The sequence below is a fragment of the Nonomuraea sp. B5E05 genome (genome assembly GCF_039880665.1).
Classification (GTDB): domain Bacteria; phylum Actinomycetota; class Actinomycetes; order Streptosporangiales; family Streptosporangiaceae; genus Nonomuraea.
The window spans coordinates 1-14,644 of sequence record NZ_JBDPMJ010000053.1 but is presented as its reverse complement, the minus strand read 5'-3'; the positions used below and the strand labels follow the sequence as shown (position 1 = coordinate 14,644).

Annotated in this window: 18 protein-coding genes, 1 tRNA gene and 1 pseudogene; 12 read left to right on the top strand and 8 right to left on the bottom strand. The window is 68.9% G+C overall.

The genetic code is table 11. The features are described 5' to 3' along the window. Positions 1-35: 35 nt before the first annotated feature. Together ABGB01_RS44455 and ABGB01_RS44450 are read left to right on the top strand one after the other, a co-directional pair. Positions 36-527 (top strand): YbjN domain-containing protein, encoded by a 492-nt coding sequence (locus ABGB01_RS44455; RefSeq protein ID WP_347780249.1) that lies wholly within the window; start codon positions 36-38, stop codon positions 525-527. 10 nt (positions 528-537) lie between these two features. Next, the gene (locus tag ABGB01_RS44450; RefSeq protein ID WP_347780248.1) at positions 538-1,281 is read left to right on the top strand and encodes a phosphoglyceromutase; all 744 of its coding nucleotides are present in this window, start codon (positions 538-540) and stop codon (positions 1,279-1,281) included. A 48-nt stretch (positions 1,282-1,329) separates the two neighbouring features. Here ABGB01_RS44450 and phoU read toward each other — a convergent pair whose 3' ends face one another. Further along, on the bottom strand, positions 1,330-1,974 hold the full coding sequence (gene phoU, locus ABGB01_RS44445; protein WP_347780247.1) for a phosphate signaling complex protein PhoU: 645 nt from the start codon (positions 1,972-1,974) through the stop codon (positions 1,330-1,332). Positions 1,975-2,107: 133 nt separating this feature from the next. Between phoU and ABGB01_RS44440 the strand changes: the two genes are divergently transcribed. After that, positions 2,108-3,280, top strand: a complete 1,173-nt coding sequence (locus ABGB01_RS44440) for an ATP-binding protein (protein ID WP_347780274.1) — start codon at positions 2,108-2,110, stop codon at positions 3,278-3,280. After that, positions 3,277-3,969 (top strand): response regulator transcription factor, encoded by a 693-nt coding sequence (locus tag ABGB01_RS44435; protein WP_347780245.1) that lies wholly within the window; start codon positions 3,277-3,279, stop codon positions 3,967-3,969. Before ABGB01_RS44440 ends, ABGB01_RS44435 begins: the two co-directional genes overlap by 4 nt. Before the next feature lie 51 nt (positions 3,970-4,020). On the opposite strand, the gene ABGB01_RS44430 is transcribed toward ABGB01_RS44435, so the two are convergent. Further along, positions 4,021-4,599 (bottom strand): copper chaperone PCu(A)C, encoded by a 579-nt coding sequence (locus ABGB01_RS44430; RefSeq protein WP_347780243.1) that lies wholly within the window; start codon positions 4,597-4,599, stop codon positions 4,021-4,023. A 273-nt stretch (positions 4,600-4,872) separates the two neighbouring features. Here ABGB01_RS44430 and ABGB01_RS44425 point away from each other — a divergent pair, with 273 nt between their 5' ends. From ABGB01_RS44425 to ABGB01_RS44410, 4 genes are all read left to right on the top strand, one after another. Beyond that, complete coding sequence (locus tag ABGB01_RS44425; protein ID WP_020544658.1) at positions 4,873-5,355, top strand: CarD family transcriptional regulator; 483 nt, start codon at positions 4,873-4,875, stop codon at positions 5,353-5,355. A 17-nt stretch (positions 5,356-5,372) separates the two neighbouring features. Next, a complete protein-coding gene (gene ispF / locus ABGB01_RS44420; RefSeq protein WP_347780242.1) occupies positions 5,373-5,834 on the top strand; it encodes a 2-C-methyl-D-erythritol 2,4-cyclodiphosphate synthase in 462 nt (153 codons plus the stop codon). A gap of 186 nt (positions 5,835-6,020) precedes the next feature. Continuing rightward, positions 6,021-6,302 carry a GlsB/YeaQ/YmgE family stress response membrane protein gene (locus ABGB01_RS44415; protein ID WP_347616906.1) on the top strand — a complete coding sequence of 94 codons (282 nt, stop codon included), beginning with the start codon at positions 6,021-6,023 and terminating at the stop codon, positions 6,300-6,302. A 102-nt stretch (positions 6,303-6,404) separates the two neighbouring features. Beyond that, positions 6,405-6,674: a GlsB/YeaQ/YmgE family stress response membrane protein gene (locus ABGB01_RS44410; protein WP_347780240.1), complete on the top strand. Its 270-nt coding sequence runs from the start codon at positions 6,405-6,407 to the stop codon at positions 6,672-6,674. Positions 6,675-6,762: 88 nt separating this feature from the next. On the opposite strand, the gene ABGB01_RS44405 is transcribed toward ABGB01_RS44410, so the two are convergent. Further along, complete coding sequence (locus ABGB01_RS44405) at positions 6,763-7,950, bottom strand: DUF2637 domain-containing protein (RefSeq protein WP_347780238.1); 1,188 nt, start codon at positions 7,948-7,950, stop codon at positions 6,763-6,765. A gap of 53 nt (positions 7,951-8,003) precedes the next feature. On the opposite strand from ABGB01_RS44405, the gene ABGB01_RS44400 reads away from it, so the two are divergent. From ABGB01_RS44400 to ABGB01_RS44385, 4 genes are all read left to right on the top strand, one after another. Beyond that, complete coding sequence (locus ABGB01_RS44400; RefSeq protein ID WP_347780237.1) at positions 8,004-8,390, top strand: PPOX class F420-dependent oxidoreductase; 387 nt, start codon at positions 8,004-8,006, stop codon at positions 8,388-8,390. A 43-nt stretch (positions 8,391-8,433) separates the two neighbouring features. Beyond that, complete coding sequence (cysS, locus tag ABGB01_RS44395; RefSeq protein WP_347780235.1) at positions 8,434-9,825, top strand: cysteine--tRNA ligase; 1,392 nt, start codon at positions 8,434-8,436, stop codon at positions 9,823-9,825. A 75-nt stretch (positions 9,826-9,900) separates the two neighbouring features. Beyond that, a complete protein-coding gene (gene rlmB, locus ABGB01_RS44390; protein WP_347780233.1) occupies positions 9,901-10,863 on the top strand; it encodes a 23S rRNA (guanosine(2251)-2'-O)-methyltransferase RlmB in 963 nt (320 codons plus the stop codon). Between the two features lie 20 nt (positions 10,864-10,883). After that, positions 10,884-10,956: transfer RNA gene (locus tag ABGB01_RS44385), tRNA-Thr, on the top strand. Between the two features lie 76 nt (positions 10,957-11,032). Here the strand turns inward: ABGB01_RS44385 and ABGB01_RS44380 are convergent. The 5 genes and pseudogenes from ABGB01_RS44380 to ABGB01_RS44360 all read right to left on the bottom strand — a co-directional run bounded on the left by ABGB01_RS44380 (position 11,033) and on the right by ABGB01_RS44360 (position 14,260). Next, entirely contained in the window at positions 11,033-12,328 is a 1,296-nt protein-coding gene (locus ABGB01_RS44380) for a site-specific integrase (protein ID WP_347780232.1), read from the bottom strand. Beyond that, positions 12,328-12,510 (bottom strand): helix-turn-helix domain-containing protein, encoded by a 183-nt coding sequence (locus ABGB01_RS44375; RefSeq protein ID WP_347780231.1) that lies wholly within the window; start codon positions 12,508-12,510, stop codon positions 12,328-12,330. The genes ABGB01_RS44380 and ABGB01_RS44375 overlap by 1 nt, the downstream gene beginning before the upstream one ends. Continuing rightward, positions 12,500-13,836, bottom strand: a pseudogene (locus tag ABGB01_RS44370) (replication initiator). Before ABGB01_RS44370 ends, ABGB01_RS44375 begins: the two are co-directional and overlap by 11 nt. A 135-nt stretch (positions 13,837-13,971) precedes the next feature. Beyond that, positions 13,972-14,094, bottom strand: coding sequence for a hypothetical protein (locus tag ABGB01_RS44365; protein ID WP_347780229.1), 123 nt, complete (start codon positions 14,092-14,094; stop codon positions 13,972-13,974). Positions 14,095-14,098: 4 nt separating this feature from the next. Next, the gene (locus ABGB01_RS44360; protein ID WP_347780227.1) at positions 14,099-14,260 is read right to left on the bottom strand and encodes a hypothetical protein; all 162 of its coding nucleotides are present in this window, start codon (positions 14,258-14,260) and stop codon (positions 14,099-14,101) included. Positions 14,261-14,644 lie beyond the last annotated feature (384 nt).

Sequence of the window (14,644 nt, the reverse complement as noted above, 5' to 3'; positions counted from 1 at the left end):
CCGTACATTGTTCTGGCCCGCCTATGCTGGGCTGCATGCGCGATGTCGTCGAAGCCGCGCTCAAGGCCGCGGACGTCACCTACGACGAGCCGCGACCCGGGGCGTTCCTGGTCAGACTGCCCGGGCAGCACAAGCTCGCCACCATGACCTGGCTGATCGTCGGGGAGACGGTCCTGCACGTCGAGGCGTTCTTCTGCCGCAGACCCGACGAGAACCACGCCGAGTTCTACCGCTGGCTGCTCGGCAAGAACGGCACGATGTACGGCGTGCACTTCTCCCTCGACGCCGTCGGCGACGTCCACCTCGTCGGCCGCGTCCCTCTGGCCGCCGTCGACGAGGACGAGATCGACCGGCTGCTGGGCTGCGTGCTGACCTACGCGGACGACTGGTTCGACCGGGCGCTCGAGCTGGGCTTCGCCTCGTCGATCCGGCGCGAGTGGGAGTGGCGGGCCAAGCGTGGCGAGTCGCTGGCCAACCTGCAGGCGTTCGCCCGCTTCGCAGACCCGGCCAGGTCGGAGCGCCCCTAGGATTGGGCGTATGGCGACTTTGGTGCTGCTACGGCACGGCGAGAGTGACTGGAACGCGAAGGGCCTGTTCACCGGCTGGGTGGACGTGAGCCTGTCGGCCAAGGGCGAAGACGAGGCACGCCGGGGCGGCAAGCTCCTCCAGGAAGCCGGGCTCCGCCCGGACGTCGTCCACACCAGCCTGCTGACCAGGGCCATCCAGACGGCCCAGCTGGCGCTGGGAGCGGCCGACCTGCTCTGGCTCCCGGTCAAGCGCAGCTGGCGGCTGAACGAACGCCACTACGGCGCCCTGCAGGGCAAGAACAAGGCGCAGACCAGGGAGGAGTTCGGCGAGGAGCAGTTCATGCTCTGGCGCCGCTCCTACGACACGCCCCCGCCGCCGATCGCCGACGACGACGAGTTCTCCCAGGCCGGCGACCCGCGCTACGCCCTGCTCCCCTCGGAGCTCATGCCCCGCACCGAGTGCCTGAAGGACGTCGTCGAGCGCATGCTCCCCTACTGGTACGACGAGATCGTCCCCGACCTCGCCGCCGGCCGCACGGTCCTGGTGGCGGCCCATGGCAACTCCCTGCGGGCCCTGGTCAAGCACCTCGACGGCGTCGGCGACGAGGAGATCGCCGGCCTCAACATCCCGACGGGCATCCCGCTGGTCTACGACCTCGACGCCGACTACAACCCGGCGGTGCGGGGCGGCCGCTACCTCGACCCCGAGGCGGCCAAGGCGGCCATCGAAGCCGTCGCCAACCAGGGCCGCTGACCTGTCCGGCCGAGGGCGGCGGCGCTCCTGCGACGCCGCCCGGGTCGGCTAACCCGGGCGCGACCCCGTAACGAGATAGACGACGTCCCCGGCCACGCGGACGGCGTGGTCCGCATAGCGCTCGTAGTAGCGCCCGATCAGGGTGATGTCGATCGCCGGCTCGACCCCGTGCGGCCAGTCCTTGGCCAGGATGTTCCTGAACAACCGCCGGTGCAGCCGGTCCATCGCGTCGTCGTCCTGCTCCAGCTCCAGCGCCGACTCCACGTCCCTGGACGCCACGCAGCTGCCGGCCTTGGTGACGAGGTTCTCCGCGATCTGTCCCATCTCCACGATCGTCGAGCGGGTCTCCGCGGGGATCGCCGAGTCGGGGTGGCGCAGGCGGGCGACCTTGGCGACGTGGACGGCGAGGTCGCCCATCCGCTCCAGGTCGGTGCCCATGCGCAGCGCCGTGATGACCATCCGCAGGTCCACCGCGACCGGCTGCTGCCTGGCCATCAGCTCGAAGATCGACGCCTCGATGTCGGCGAACGTCGCGTTCACTTCCTCGTCGCGGGAGATCACGCTCTCGGCGAGTGCGAGGTCGGCGTCGAGCAGCGCCGTGGTGGCGCGGGAGATGGCCGAGCGGACGAGCCTGGTCATCTCGACCAGCTTGTCGGTCAGCGAATCAAGTTCTTCATGGTACGCGTCGCGCATGCCGTCACCGTACGGGGCCGACGATGAACGAACTCCAACGCTCAGATGAACTTTCCAGGAAAGGCATGTTCATCCCCTGATGAGGGGGTCTGTCCTGCAGAAAAGGCGACCTACCATCGGAGACATGAGTGAGATGGCCATGAGCTTCGCGGCCCTGGCCGGGTTCGTCGTGGGCGCCCTGGCGGTCCTGTTCTACCGCAACCAGATCGAGGCCCCGAGCCGCACGGCCGCGAACGACGGCGTGGAGACGGGCGCGGCGCTGCCGCAGGGGGTGGCCTCCGTGCTCGCCGTCCTGCCGTCCTCCGCCGTGGTGCTCGACGCGCACGACCGCGTGCTGCGCGCCAGCTCGGCGGCGCGGGCGTTCGGGCTGGTCAAGGGCGAGCGGCTGATGGCCGCCGAGCTGCTCGCGCTGGCCAGGCAGGTGCGCCGCGACGGCGAGATCCGCGAGAGCGAGATCGACGTCGCGGGGCACAAGTTCGGCCAGGAGACCACGAGCTTCGCCGTCCGCGTGGCGCCGCTGGGCTCCCACGGCCAGGTGCTGGTGCTGGCCGAGGACCAGACGGAGCGGCGCAGGGTCGAGGCCGTGCGCCGCGACTTCGTCGCCAACGTCAGCCACGAGCTGAAGACCCCGGTGGGAGCGCTGAGCCTGCTCGCCGAGACCATCCAGGACGCGGCCGACGACCCCGAGGCGGTCACCCGCTTCGCCGGGCGCATGCAGCTGGAGGCCGCCCGGCTCAACTACCTCGTCCAGGACCTGATCACGCTCAGCCGGATCCAGGGCGCCGAACCCATCCCCACCCCCGGCCAGGTCTCGATCGACGAGGCCGTCAACGACGCCCTCGACCACTGCAACACCAGGGCCGCGGCCAAGGACATCGCGCTCGTCACCGGCGGAACCTCGGGCCTGCGCGTCTGGGGCGACGACGATCTGCTCGTCACCGCGCTGCGCAACCTGATCGACAACGCCGTCGGCTACAGTCCCGAGCACACGAGGGTCGTCGTCAGCGTGCGGCCCGCGGGCGACTCCGTCGAGATCAGCGTGAGCGACCAGGGCATCGGCATCCCGGAGGAGGCCCTGGAGCGCATCTTCGAGCGGTTCTTCCGCGTCGACGCGGCCAGGTCGCGCGCGACCGGCGGCACCGGCCTCGGCCTCGCCATCGTCAAACACGTCGCCGCCGCGCACGCGGGCGAGGTGACCGTCTGGAGCAAGGAAGGGTCCGGCTCCACCTTCACGCTCCGCCTGCCCGCGTTCGGCGGCACGGCGGTGGCAGTACCACCCTCGATTCCCCTGGAGGCCGCCAAATGACTCGAGTGCTCGTCGTGGAGGACGAGGAGTCCTTCTCCGACGCCCTGTCCTACATGCTCCGCAAGGAGGGCTTCGAGGTGTCGGTCGCGGCGACCGGGCCCGAGGCGCTCGACACCTTCGACCGCAACGGCGCCGACCTGGTGCTGCTCGACCTGATGTTGCCCGGACTGCCCGGCACGGAAGTGTGCCGGTCGCTCCGCCAGCGCTCCAAGGTGCCGGTCATCATGCTGACCGCCAAGGACAGCGAGATCGACAAGGTCGTCGGCCTCGAACTGGGCGCCGACGACTACGTCACCAAGCCGTTCTCCTCCCGCGAGCTCGTGGCCCGCATCCGCGCGGTCCTGCGCCGCCAGGGAGACGTCATCGAGGAGCTGGAGACGGCCGTGCTGGCCGTCGGCCCCGTACGCATGGACGTCGACCGCCACGTCGTCGCCGTGCGCGGTGAGCAGGTGCAGCTGCCGCTGAAGGAGTTCGAGCTGCTGGAGGTGCTGCTGCGCAACGCGGGGCGCGTCCTGACCAGGGGCCAGCTCATCGACCGGGTCTGGGGCGCCGACTACGTGGGCGACACCAAGACCCTCGACGTCCACGTCAAGCGCCTGCGCGCCAAGATCGAGTCCGACCCGTCCAACCCGCGCTGCATCCTGACCGTGCGCGGCCTGGGCTACAAGTTCGACGCCATCGAAAGCTGAAAACCCCTGTTCCGGTACGTCTCGCGTACCGGAACAGGGGTTTTCGCGTGTCTAGTGCCCCTCTTCCGCGGTCGCGGAGGGCGTCGGGGTGGGCGTGGGCGCGGGGGTGGCGTTGGGAGCCGGCGGGTAGTTCTGGAATTCGCGGCTGCGCGTGACCACAGGCACGTTCATGGACACGACACCGGCCTTGGCGAACTGGAGGTCCAGCTTGATGCTCTCGCCGCCTCTGAGGCTCTTGGGGATCGACTCGAGCATGATCTGCGGGGTGGGCTTGCCGGTGTTGACGAGCTGGCCGACGGGAAGCTGGATCGGGGCCGTGACCTTGGCCTCGCCCATGCCCCCTGCGGAGACCTTCTCCAGCGTGTCAGGGGCGTCCGACTTGTTGAGGATGTTGAGGTAAACGGGGGCGGAGCCGCGCCAGGCGAGCTGCGCCCCGGAGTCGGGGCCCAGGATGAACGCCTGCGGGATGTGAATGCCGCGCGTGCCGTATGCACCCTTTTCGATCAACACTTGCGCCTCGTTGGGGGCGTACGGCTGGTTGGTGGTGGCGTCGAATCCTGCCCCGCAGCCCGCGAGCACGGGGGCTGCCAAGAACGCGGCGGCTACGACAATCCAGCGACTGCTGGTCACGGGCGGGTTCTCCTTGGTCTTGCGCATGCGTGTGTGAGGCTCACCCGCATGTCTCGCGCATGCGCATGAGCCGCGCCCACCTTATCGACCTGAATGCATGGTCATATCCGCACCCCCGCAGGTCATTCGCTATGTCCGCAAATGAGATTCATACAGTTGAGCACTTGTCAAGCCCCAATATGCGGCTTTGACCTGCAGTTATGAGGATTTCACTGTTCCGGGAGGCTGTGGACGCGTGGTATCCTGGAGTACAGCGGAAGGGGTACTTGTCACATGACTTTCCAGGTCGGCGACACTGTCGTCTACCCCCACCATGGGGCTGCTCGGATCGAAGCAATCACGACGCGATCCATCAAGGGTGAGGAAAAGACCTACCTGGTGCTCAAGGTCGACAAGGGCGACCTTACCGTCCAGGTGCCAGCAGAAAACGCAGAACTCGTCGGCGTGCGCGATGTTGTCGGCCAGGAAGGCCTTGAGCGAGTTTTCGACGTCCTTCGGATGCCGCACACCGAAGAGCCGACCAACTGGTCTCGTCGCTACAAGGCCAATCTGGAGAAGCTCGCCTCCGGCGATGTGAACAAGGTCGCCGAGGTGGTTCGGGACCTGTGGCGGAGAGACCGCGAGCGCGGCCTGTCCGCGGGCGAGAAGCGCATGCTCGCCAAGGCGCGCCAGATCCTGGTCAGCGAGTTGGCCCTGGCCGAGAAGACCAATGAGGACAAGGCTGAGGCCCTTCTCGACGAGGTTCTCAACTCCTGATTACGAATCTTCCACGGGTGGGCGTCGGAGTCGACGTCCACCCGTTCGCTTCCGGGCGCGAGCTCAACCTCGCCGGCCTGCACTGGCCGGGCGAGACCGGGCTCGACGGCCACTCCGACGGTGACGCCGCCGCCCACGCGGCCTGCGACGCCCTGCTGTCCGCCGCCGGTCTCGGCGATCTGGGACGGCTGTTCGGGACGTCCGACCCGCGCTGGGCCGGAGCGTCGGGCGCCGCGCTGCTCCAGGAGACCGCGCGGCAGGTGCGCGCCGCCGGCTACGAGATCGGCAACGTCGCCATCCAGGTGATCGGCAACCGGCCGAAGCTCGCACCGCGACGCGCCGAGGCCGAGAAGGTGCTCGGCGCCGCGCTCGGCGCGCCGGTGAGCGTGAGCGCCACCACCACTGACGGGCTTGGGCTGACCGGCCGCGGCGAGGGCATCGCCGCGTTCGCCGCCGCGCTGGTGGTCAACCTTTCCTGAACGCCGGGCGTCTTACGCAGGGACGCGTGAGGGTGTCCCGGCGGGGCGTCGCCTAGCCCGCCGAAGTCCGAAGGCGGCGGTTCGTCACTGGCGCGGTACGGACCGCCGCCTTCCTTTTTGGGTAGTTTGCCTGTTCAACGGGTAGGTCCGTTCGAAGACATGTGAACGTCTCGGGGGGAGCTACACATGATCGGCGCGATAGTTTCGGCAGTAGTCATCGGCGCCATAGTCGGGGCGCTCGGCCGGCTGCTGGTGCCCGGCAAGCAGAAGATGTCCATCGGCCTGACTCTCATCGTCGGCATCGTGGCCGCCCTGATCGGCACGCTGATCGCGCAGGCGTTCGGCTGGGCCGACACGAAGGGCATCGACTGGATCGAGCACATCCTCCAGCTCGTGCTGGCGGTCGCGGGCGTGCTCGCCGTGACGCGCATGGGGATCGGGCGCTCCGGTCGTACCGGCAGAACCTAGGTCTGACCTGCTCGTTCGTCATATCTGCGCATAATCGCGGTAGATCGGGTAGCGAGCACCCCGTGGGAGTGAACCGATCACCCTCACGGGGAGGTTTGTGTCATGACAATCCAGTCCATCCTCGGGGCCATCCTGATCGGTGCCGTGATTGGCGTTATCGGCCGCCTGCTGCTTCCCGGCAGGCAGGCCATCGGCTGGATCCTCACCATCGTCGTCGGCATCGTGGCGGCCCTCCTGGGCACGCTGCTCGCGCAGGTGCTCGGCGTGGAGACGACGCCTGGCATCGACTGGATCGAACTGGTGATGCAGGTCGTGCTCGCGATCGTCGGCGTCGGCCTCGTCGCGGGGCTACGCCGCGGCTCGAAGGTCTAGGCTCGCGGCGCTGCGCCGCGCCTCGAAGATCCAGGCGGATCCCGGGTGGGCCCGCCCGGGAAGGCTCCCGGGCGGGCCTTTCCTGCTGTCAGTCCTCCGGCGGGCGCGGGGTGCTGCGCAGCCGCTCCGAGGGCGCCGGGGTCTCGTCGTGGACCACGGGGTGCGGGGCGGTGTCCTCGTCCTCCCGCCCGGCCTCGTGGCGGTCGGCGGCCTCGGGACCATGGGCGGGGTCGGGCCCGTCGTCGGCGACGACGGGATGCGGCTGCGTGTCGGCGTCCCTGTCGTCAGAGCGCGGGTGAACGAGGACGTCCTCCGGCTTGACCCGATCGCCCCACCGGACGGGCCGAGTCGGCGGCTCCGGCTCCCTCCTGGGCTCCGGCTCCCGCTGGGGCTCTGGCTCCGGCCTGGGCTCCGACCGCCTGAGCTCCGCCTCCGACTGCCGAGTGGGCTCGGGCTCCGACTGCCTGAGCTCCGGCTCCGGCTGCCGGCCGGGCTGTGGCTCCGGCTGCCCGTCAGGCTCGGACTGCCGCTGCGGTTGCGGCTCCGGCTGCGGATCTAACTCCACGGGGCGGAGCTCGGGCGCTCTTCTTTCTTCCTCCTCCTGCACGGGCCACTCGGACACCTGCGCCGAGACCGGCGAAGGGGCGGGCTCATCATGCGAAGCCGTCCTCGGGGCGGGCTCGGCGCGCGTCTGGAGAGCCGGCGCGGGCTCGGGGAGAGACGGCCTCCCCGGGGCGATGGCGGGACCCGTGAGCGGCGCCGGCGCGGCCGTCTCCGTGTCCGGCGACGGCCGGCCGAACGGCACGATGTCCTGCTCCGCGGCAGGCTCGGTGTCGGCGCTGCCCACTGATTCGCGACGGGCGTGCACGTGCTTGATCAGCAGCAGCCACAGCCACAGGGCCAGTGCCAGCATGACCCAGGGCGCAAGGGCCACGCCGATGGCCGTCTGGCGCACGTCGAACCCGAACCGCACCGCCGTCGCCACGTTCACCGCCGCGGCCGCCACGATGAGCAGGACCAGCACGAACGCCGCCTGCACGCGTACGAGCAGCTTGGCGGAGCGCAGCAGCAGGACGCTGATCAGCGCGACCGCCAGGAGTGCGTCGAAGGCCGCGGGATAAAGGTAGGCGAGGTCGGTGGCGGCCTCGCCGGTGACGGCCAGCGCGCGCAGGTCGTCGAAGGAGAGCGCGCACGCGGCCCCCGTGAGGGCGGCGACGGCGAGTCCGGCAAGGGCGATGCCCAGGCGGCGGAGCGCAGAAGGGGGAGTCACGTCCATGGCGGTTGTGAGCCTACAGAAGAATGAAGGGTCAGACCGATCTAGGAGGACACATGGCCGTGCTGTCAGAAGATGCCCGCAAGCTCCTGGACGCGCCGAATTTCGCCACGATCACCTCTATCAATCCGGACGGCGGCCCCCATTCGAGCGTGGTCTGGATCCGTACGGACGGCGACGACGTGATCTTCTCGACCGTGAAGGGGCGCGTGAAGCCGCGCAACTTCGAACGTGACCCGAGGGCGAGCCTCCTGGTCATCGACCCGGACGACCCCTACCGCTACGTCGAGGTGCGCGGGCGGGTGACCATGACGTCCGACCCGGAGGGCGCGCTCATCGAGGAGCTGTCGCAGAAGTACCGGGGCCAGCCCTGGGAGGATAAACCGGGCACAGAGCGACTCATCGTGAGGATCTCTCCGGACAAGGTCACGTTGCGGGGCTGATTCAACGGTCAGGAGGCGGCTCTGAGGCGTTAGCCTTTCTTTTGTGAGCCTGCACATCTACGACACCAGCACACGCGCCATCCGCGAATTCGTTCCGGTCGAAGCCGGTCGGGCGTCGATTTACCTGTGTGGGGCTACCGTGCAGGCTCCTCCGCATATCGGGCATATCCGCTCGGGCGTGAACTTCGACGTGCTCCGCCGCTGGCTCGCACGTTCCGGATATGACGTGACGTTCTGCCGCAACGTCACCGACATCGACGACAAGATCATCAGGGTGTCGGCCGAGGAGGGCGTGCCCTGGTTCGTCGTGGCCGAGCGCAACCAGCGGGCCTTCACCTGGGCGTACGACACCCTGGGCTGCCTCCCGCCGACCGTCGAGCCCCGCGCCACCGGGCACGTCCCCGAGATGATCACACTCATGCAGCGGCTGATCGAGCGCGGCCACGCCTACGCCTCCGAGGGCGACGTCTACTTCGACGTGCAGTCCTACGCCGACCGCTACGGCTCACTCTCCAACCAGAAGGTGGAGAACATGCGGCCCGCGGCCGACACCGACGACGAGTCCTGCAAGCGCGACCCCCGCGACTTCGCCCTGTGGAAGGGCGAGAAGCCCGGCGAGCCGACCTGGCCGACCCCCTGGGGGCCGGGCCGACCCGGCTGGCACCTGGAGTGCTCGGCCATGGCGACGAAATACCTGGGGCCGGCGTTCGACATCCACGGGGGCGGGATCGACCTGATCTTCCCGCACCACGAGAACGAGATCGCCCAGTCGCAGGCGGCGGGTGACGGTTTCGCCCGCTACTGGATGCACAACGGCATGCTCAAGATCGGCGCGGAGAAGATGAGCAAGTCGCTCGGCAACTCCCTGCTGATCCCCGAGATGGTGCAGAAGGTGCGACCCGTGGAGCTGCGCTACTACCTGGCGGCCCCGCACTACCGTTCCTCGATCGACTACTCCGAGGAGGCGCTGCAGGAGGCCGCCGCGGCCTACCAGCGCATCGAGGGTTTCGTCACGCGCGCCGCAGAGGTCATCCACGACGTCGACGCCCACGCGCCGCTGCCGCAGGCCTTCGCCGACGCGCTCGACGACGACCTGGGCACCCCGCAGGCGCTCGCGGTCGTACACGAGGTGGTGCGCGAGGGCAACGTGGCGCTGTCGCGGGGCGACAAGGAGGCCGTGGCCCGGCTGCTCGCCGAGACCCAGAACATGCTCGACGTGCTCGGCCTCGACCCGCGCTCGCCGCAGTGGCGGGACACGGGGTCCGACCTGTCGCCGGTGGTCGACGCGCTGGTGGCGGTGGCGCTGGAGCAGCGCCGTGCGGCGCGGGAGCGTAAGGACTACACGGCCGCCGACGCGATCAGAGACCAACTGAGCGCCGCCGGCATCACGGTGGAGGACACCCCGCACGGGCCGCGCTGGGAGCTGAGCCGCTAGAAGGGCCGGGCGCCCTGGTCGCCCGGCCTCCTCGCGTTGAACGAGTTGCCCCGCGCCCCGAGTACCCTTGATGCCATGGCAGCAGGCGGCAGGGGCTCGGGCAGGCCCGCGAAGAAGAAGGGCCCGTCCAAAGGCACCGGAGGGCAGGGCCGCCGGTCGCTCGAGGGCAGGGGCGCGACCCCACCCGCGGAGATGCGGCACTGGTACAAAGACAAGGCCCGTGCCGAGCGCGTCGCCCGCGAAGAGCGAGGCGGCAGCCGCCGCGCCGCTCCCACCAGGTCCAGGCGTTCCGAAGACACACCCGAATACATCGGCGGGCGCAACCCGGTGCTCGAGGCCCTGCAGGCCGACGTGCCCGCCAACGCCCTCTACGTGGCCCAGCGCGTCGACAACGACGACCGCGTACGCGACTCCATCAAGATCGCGGCAGAGCGCGGCATCGCCCTGCTCGAAGTCACCCGCGACAAGCTCGACCGCCTGACGGAAGGCGCCGTCCACCAGGGCATCGCGCTCCAGATCCCCGCCTACGACTACGCGCACCCGTCAGAGCTGGTGGACCTCGCCCACGACGCCGGCGAACCTCCGCTGATCGTCGCCCTCGACTCGGTCACCGACCCGCGCAACCTCGGCGCCATCGCCCGCTCCGCCACCGCCTTCGGCGCCCACGGCCTGCTCATCCCCTCACGCCGCTCGGCCGGCGTCACGGGAGGCGCCTGGAAGACGTCCGCGGGCACACTCGCCACCCTGCGCGTCGCCCGTGCCGCCAACCTGACGGCCGCCCTGCGCGACTACCGCGACGCGGGCCTGTTCGTGGTCGGCCTCGACGGGGCCGGCGAGACCGACATCGGCGAGGCCCAACTGCTGACCGAGCCGCTCGTGGTGGTCGTGGGCTCCGAGGGCAAGGGGCTCTCACGGCTGGTGCGCGAGCAGTGCGACGTGGTGACCCGCATCCCGATGCACGCATCCGCCGAATCGCTCAACGCGGGGGTGGCCGCCGGGGTGGCACTGTACGAAGTCGCTCGTCACAGGCGTCGCTAGCGTCTACACTGGTAGGCCGCGCCGACGTAGCTCAATCGGCAGAGCATCTGTCTTGTAAACAGAAGGTCAGGGGTTCGATTCCCCTCGTCGGCTCGCAGCTCAAAGGCCCCTTCCAGGACTTGGAAGGGGCCTTTCTGATCTTGTACAGCAGCGATGTACAGCAACCGCATCAGTCGTTGGTTTGGTCGAGGCTTTGGTTGAGCTTGTCGAGGGCCTTGCGGGTCTCCGGGTTGGGGATCTGGGTGTAGACGTTCATGGTCACCGAGATCTGTGAGTGGCGGAGGATGCGCATCGCGGTTCGCGGGTGGACGTCGAGGGCGGCCAGGAGGGAGGCGCAGGTGTGGCGGGTGTCGTGAACGCGGATGCGGGGGACGCCGGCCTTTCGGCAGTGTGCTTCGAAGGCCCGATTGAAGTTGCGGGGTTCGATCGGGGTTCCGTGCTTGGTGGTGAAGACGAGGTCCAACGCATTCCAGTCGTTCCCGGCCTCTTTGCGCGCCTTCTCCTGCTTGTGCTGCCGGTGCTGGAGGGCGGTCACGCACAGCCCGAGCAGCGGCAGGGATGCCGTCGAGTCGTCGGTCTTTGTGGTGTTGCGATGGAGGAGCTCCCCGCGGACGCGGGTCAGCTGGTTGGCTATCGTCAGTTCCTCGGCATCGAGGTCTATGCTGGTCCACGTCAGGCCGAGCGCCTCACCGCGGCGCAGGCCGAGAACGAGTATCAGGACGTAGGCCGCGTACAGCGGGTCGTCGACCGCGCGGAGGTGTTCGAGGAAGCGGCGGGCTTCGTCGACGCTCCACACCGCTTGCTGACGCCTCTTCTTGGTCTTGCTGGCGCTGGGCAGCGTGGTGAGCGCGGCGACGTTCTTGCTGATCACCTCCTCTTTGATCGCGTGGCCGAGCGCGGCCCGCAGGGTGCGGCGGATGCCGATGATCGTGTATCGGGCCGGGTAGCTCTTGCAGCATTGCCCGATAGAGCAGCACCGGCGTTTGTTCTCTGGGCGCTTGTGATCCTTCTTCTGGTCGCAGCAGGTACAGAGCGTCGGGAGCGTGTTGAGCCAGGCTTGGACGTCGCGAACGGTGAGCTTGTCGAGGCGCTTCTTGCCGATTCCCGGGACGATGTACAGCCGGACCAGAGGCTCGTAGGCGACGTAGGTCGTCGGTTCGCGGTTGGGTTCCACGACCTCGCTCAGCCAGCGCTTGAGGAAGGCAGTCACCGTCTCGTGCTTGGTTGCCACGGGTCCCACGCGGGCTTGCTCGTGGAGCTTGAGCCACTTCTCGTGGGTCTCTTCACGGGTCTTGCCGTACGCCCACTTTCGGGTCTTCTTGCCCTCAGGGGTGGTGACCCAGACGTACCCAGCCCAGCCGTTCTTGTACGGGAAGATCGAGCCCTCGTTGTTGGCGCGGGTACGGCGGCTCTTGCGGGGGCGCTTTGGCTCTTCCGGGGTAGCGGGTGAGGTCTTGGTGGGCATCAGGCGGCCTCCTCACAGAGTCGGGTCACGTAGTCGTTGAGGGCGTCAGCTGGGATGCGGCGGCAGCGCACGCCGACGACGATCGAGCTGAGTTCGCCGGAGCGGATGAGGTTGTAGACGGTCCAGCGGCTGACCTTGAGCGCAGCCATGGCTTGCGGGACTGTGAGCAGTTCAGAGGTCATGTGCGCCTCCGACCTGGGTTCCGGTGATGGTGGCGGCGAGGAGCGCGTCTCCGAGGGAGTGGCCCTTGCCTGCGTACTCCCATGTGCTGATGACGAGGACAGTGTCTTCGTCGAAGAGGGGGAGACGGCCGGTGGTGATGTCGTTGTCGCGGGCGTGGTGTTCTCTGGCGGCTCGAAGATCGCCGAGGGTGGTGGAGTAGTGGCGGGATCGGGTGGAGAAGTGGCCGCGGAAGCCGAGCATGTGGGCCCAGTCGGCGAGGCGGAGTTCGGCCAGTTCGGGTTGGCTGCCGAGTTGTATGCAGGTCGTGATGAGGCGGCGGGCGTGGTCGCGCAGGTTGTAGGCGCCGAGGTCGTCGAGCGGGTTGATGCGGCGGTCCAGGGTGCCGACGCATTCGGCGGCTTTGGTGGCGTACTTGGCGATGTAGCCTGCGACGGCTTGTTCGGTGAGGTCGCCGTTCAGGGTAATGGGGCGGATGTCGAGCTGAGTGCCCCAGCGCAGGGTGCGTGCGGGCTGGTTCTCATGAGCGGGTGCGGTGGCCGTGACTGCCTTGGCGGCGTGTTGTATGCCGTGGGTCAGGGTGTCGGCGGTCGCCCAGACCGGTGGTGGCGCGGTGGGTCCGCCGGGGCCGTCGAGGCGGATGACGGCGTGGAAGTGGACGACGCCGCGGCGTTGGTATTCGGCGACCTTGGCGAAGGAGAGCGTCAGGTGGTGGCGCAGCTCCTTGAGAGGCAGGCCGCCGAGTTTGGCCAGGTGGCGGCGTAGGGAGTCGGCGAAGCGCTTCCACAGCAGCGGGGCCATGGCGTTGAACAGGACGGAGCCGGTGTAGTCGTAGCAGTCTGGGCAGAGCGGTTCGCCGAGGCGCGGGTCGTCCTTGTAGTGCCGTTCGGTGCAGGACATGACGTGGCCGTGCGGGCAGGTGGTGGCGTTGGGCGGGTGTGGCAGGGCAGGACCTTGCCGCCGTGTTCGCGGCGGGTGTGGACCGGGCCGAAGGACGGGGCGGTCAGGGTGACGAACAGCGTCGGGTGGCTGGTGACGGTGTCGGGGACGCCTTTGCCGCCGATGAGGCCGGCGCGGATGAGGTGGTAGGTGTCGGCGCGGTAGGTCTCGGCGCAGGCGGGGCAGCGGGTGGCGCGGCGGGTCTTGCACGGCACCCGTAGGACGCCGTCGGGTTCGCTGCGGGTGGTGTAGCGGTGCAGGAGTCTGCCGGTGGCTTGGTCGTAGTGGTCGACCTTGCCGCGGAGGTGGATGGGCTGGCGGCAGCCGCCGGTGTGGCGGACCTGCGATGCCCAGCGGTCGTAGTCGGGCCGGTTTAGGCGCTTGATCATGCCGGTGATGGCGTGCGCGTTGGCGTGGGTTGCAGGCAAGATGGAGACCTCCTCTCACTCGTTCGGGTGATGGGGATGGCCCCCGACCTGGCGGTCGTCTTGGCGGATGTGCGGCCAGGCCGGGGGCGCTGCGCGTTACGCGCCGTGGTTGTCGATGCCGGTGCCGTCGCAGTCGGTGCAGCGGGTGTTATCCGGGTCGATGCCGGTGCCGTTGCAGGTGCAGCAGCGGTAGTGGATCATCGGCAGGGTTTCGGGCACGGGGCTAGCTCCTTTCGCGTGGGCGGGTGGTGAGGTAGACGCGCCAGTGGTGGGGGTGGGCGCGGTCGGGGTAGGCGCGTGAGACGGCCTGGACGGTGAAGTGCAGGCGTAGGCGGAACAGGGCGTCGATGATCTCGGCTCGGGTGCCGTCGAGGCGGATGCGCATGAGTCGTTCTCCTGGTCAGGTGGCGGGCGTCGGGTCGGGTTGGATGCAGCCGCGGTAGCTGGTTTCGGCGTCGTAGCGGGCGCGGGCGGCGGCCAGGATGGCGACGGCGCGGTATTCGATCGGGCCGAACATGCGCGAGGTGGCGTAGTGGTCGCGCGAGGCGTGGGAGTGTCTAATTAACGGCGGATCTGATCATCAAGGAAGAGGTTCGTGATGACCGAGACCGCTGTGGAGTCGACGCCTGGTAAGGAGTCGGGCGGGGTGGCGTCCAGCGCGACGACGGACGAGCAGTTGATCGCGATGCTCGTGGACCGCGCCCGCACCGACGGACTGCAACTGACCGGCGAGGGCGGGTTGTTGCAGCAGCTGACCAAGCGGGTCCTG

What these genes read in the sequence shown, in the direction of transcription:
- ABGB01_RS44380 (WP_347780232.1), bottom strand. Translation starts at nt 12,328, where the DNA reads ATGCCCACCAAGACCTCACCCGCTACCCCGGAAGAGCCAAAGCGCCCC.
- ABGB01_RS44435 (WP_347780245.1), top strand. Translation starts at nt 3,277, where the DNA reads ATGACTCGAGTGCTCGTCGTGGAGGACGAGGAGTCCTTCTCCGACGCC.
- ABGB01_RS44360 (WP_347780227.1), bottom strand. Translation starts at nt 14,260, where the DNA reads ATGCGCATCCGCCTCGACGGCACCCGAGCCGAGATCATCGACGCCCTG.
- ABGB01_RS44425 (WP_020544658.1), top strand. Translation starts at nt 4,873, where the DNA reads ATGACTTTCCAGGTCGGCGACACTGTCGTCTACCCCCACCATGGGGCT.
- ABGB01_RS44410 (WP_347780240.1), top strand. Translation starts at nt 6,405, where the DNA reads ATGACAATCCAGTCCATCCTCGGGGCCATCCTGATCGGTGCCGTGATT.
- ABGB01_RS44375 (WP_347780231.1), bottom strand. Translation starts at nt 12,510, where the DNA reads ATGACCTCTGAACTGCTCACAGTCCCGCAAGCCATGGCTGCGCTCAAG.
- ABGB01_RS44415 (WP_347616906.1), top strand. Translation starts at nt 6,021, where the DNA reads ATGATCGGCGCGATAGTTTCGGCAGTAGTCATCGGCGCCATAGTCGGG.
- ABGB01_RS44400 (WP_347780237.1), top strand. Translation starts at nt 8,004, where the DNA reads ATGGCCGTGCTGTCAGAAGATGCCCGCAAGCTCCTGGACGCGCCGAAT.
- ABGB01_RS44405 (WP_347780238.1), bottom strand. Translation starts at nt 7,950, where the DNA reads ATGGACGTGACTCCCCCTTCTGCGCTCCGCCGCCTGGGCATCGCCCTT.
- rlmB (WP_347780233.1), top strand. Translation starts at nt 9,901, where the DNA reads ATGGCAGCAGGCGGCAGGGGCTCGGGCAGGCCCGCGAAGAAGAAGGGC.
- ABGB01_RS44450 (WP_347780248.1), top strand. Translation starts at nt 538, where the DNA reads ATGGCGACTTTGGTGCTGCTACGGCACGGCGAGAGTGACTGGAACGCG.
- phoU (WP_347780247.1), bottom strand. Translation starts at nt 1,974, where the DNA reads ATGCGCGACGCGTACCATGAAGAACTTGATTCGCTGACCGACAAGCTG.
- ABGB01_RS44440 (WP_347780274.1), top strand. Translation starts at nt 2,108, where the DNA reads ATGGCCATGAGCTTCGCGGCCCTGGCCGGGTTCGTCGTGGGCGCCCTG.
- ABGB01_RS44455 (WP_347780249.1), top strand. Translation starts at nt 36, where the DNA reads ATGCGCGATGTCGTCGAAGCCGCGCTCAAGGCCGCGGACGTCACCTAC.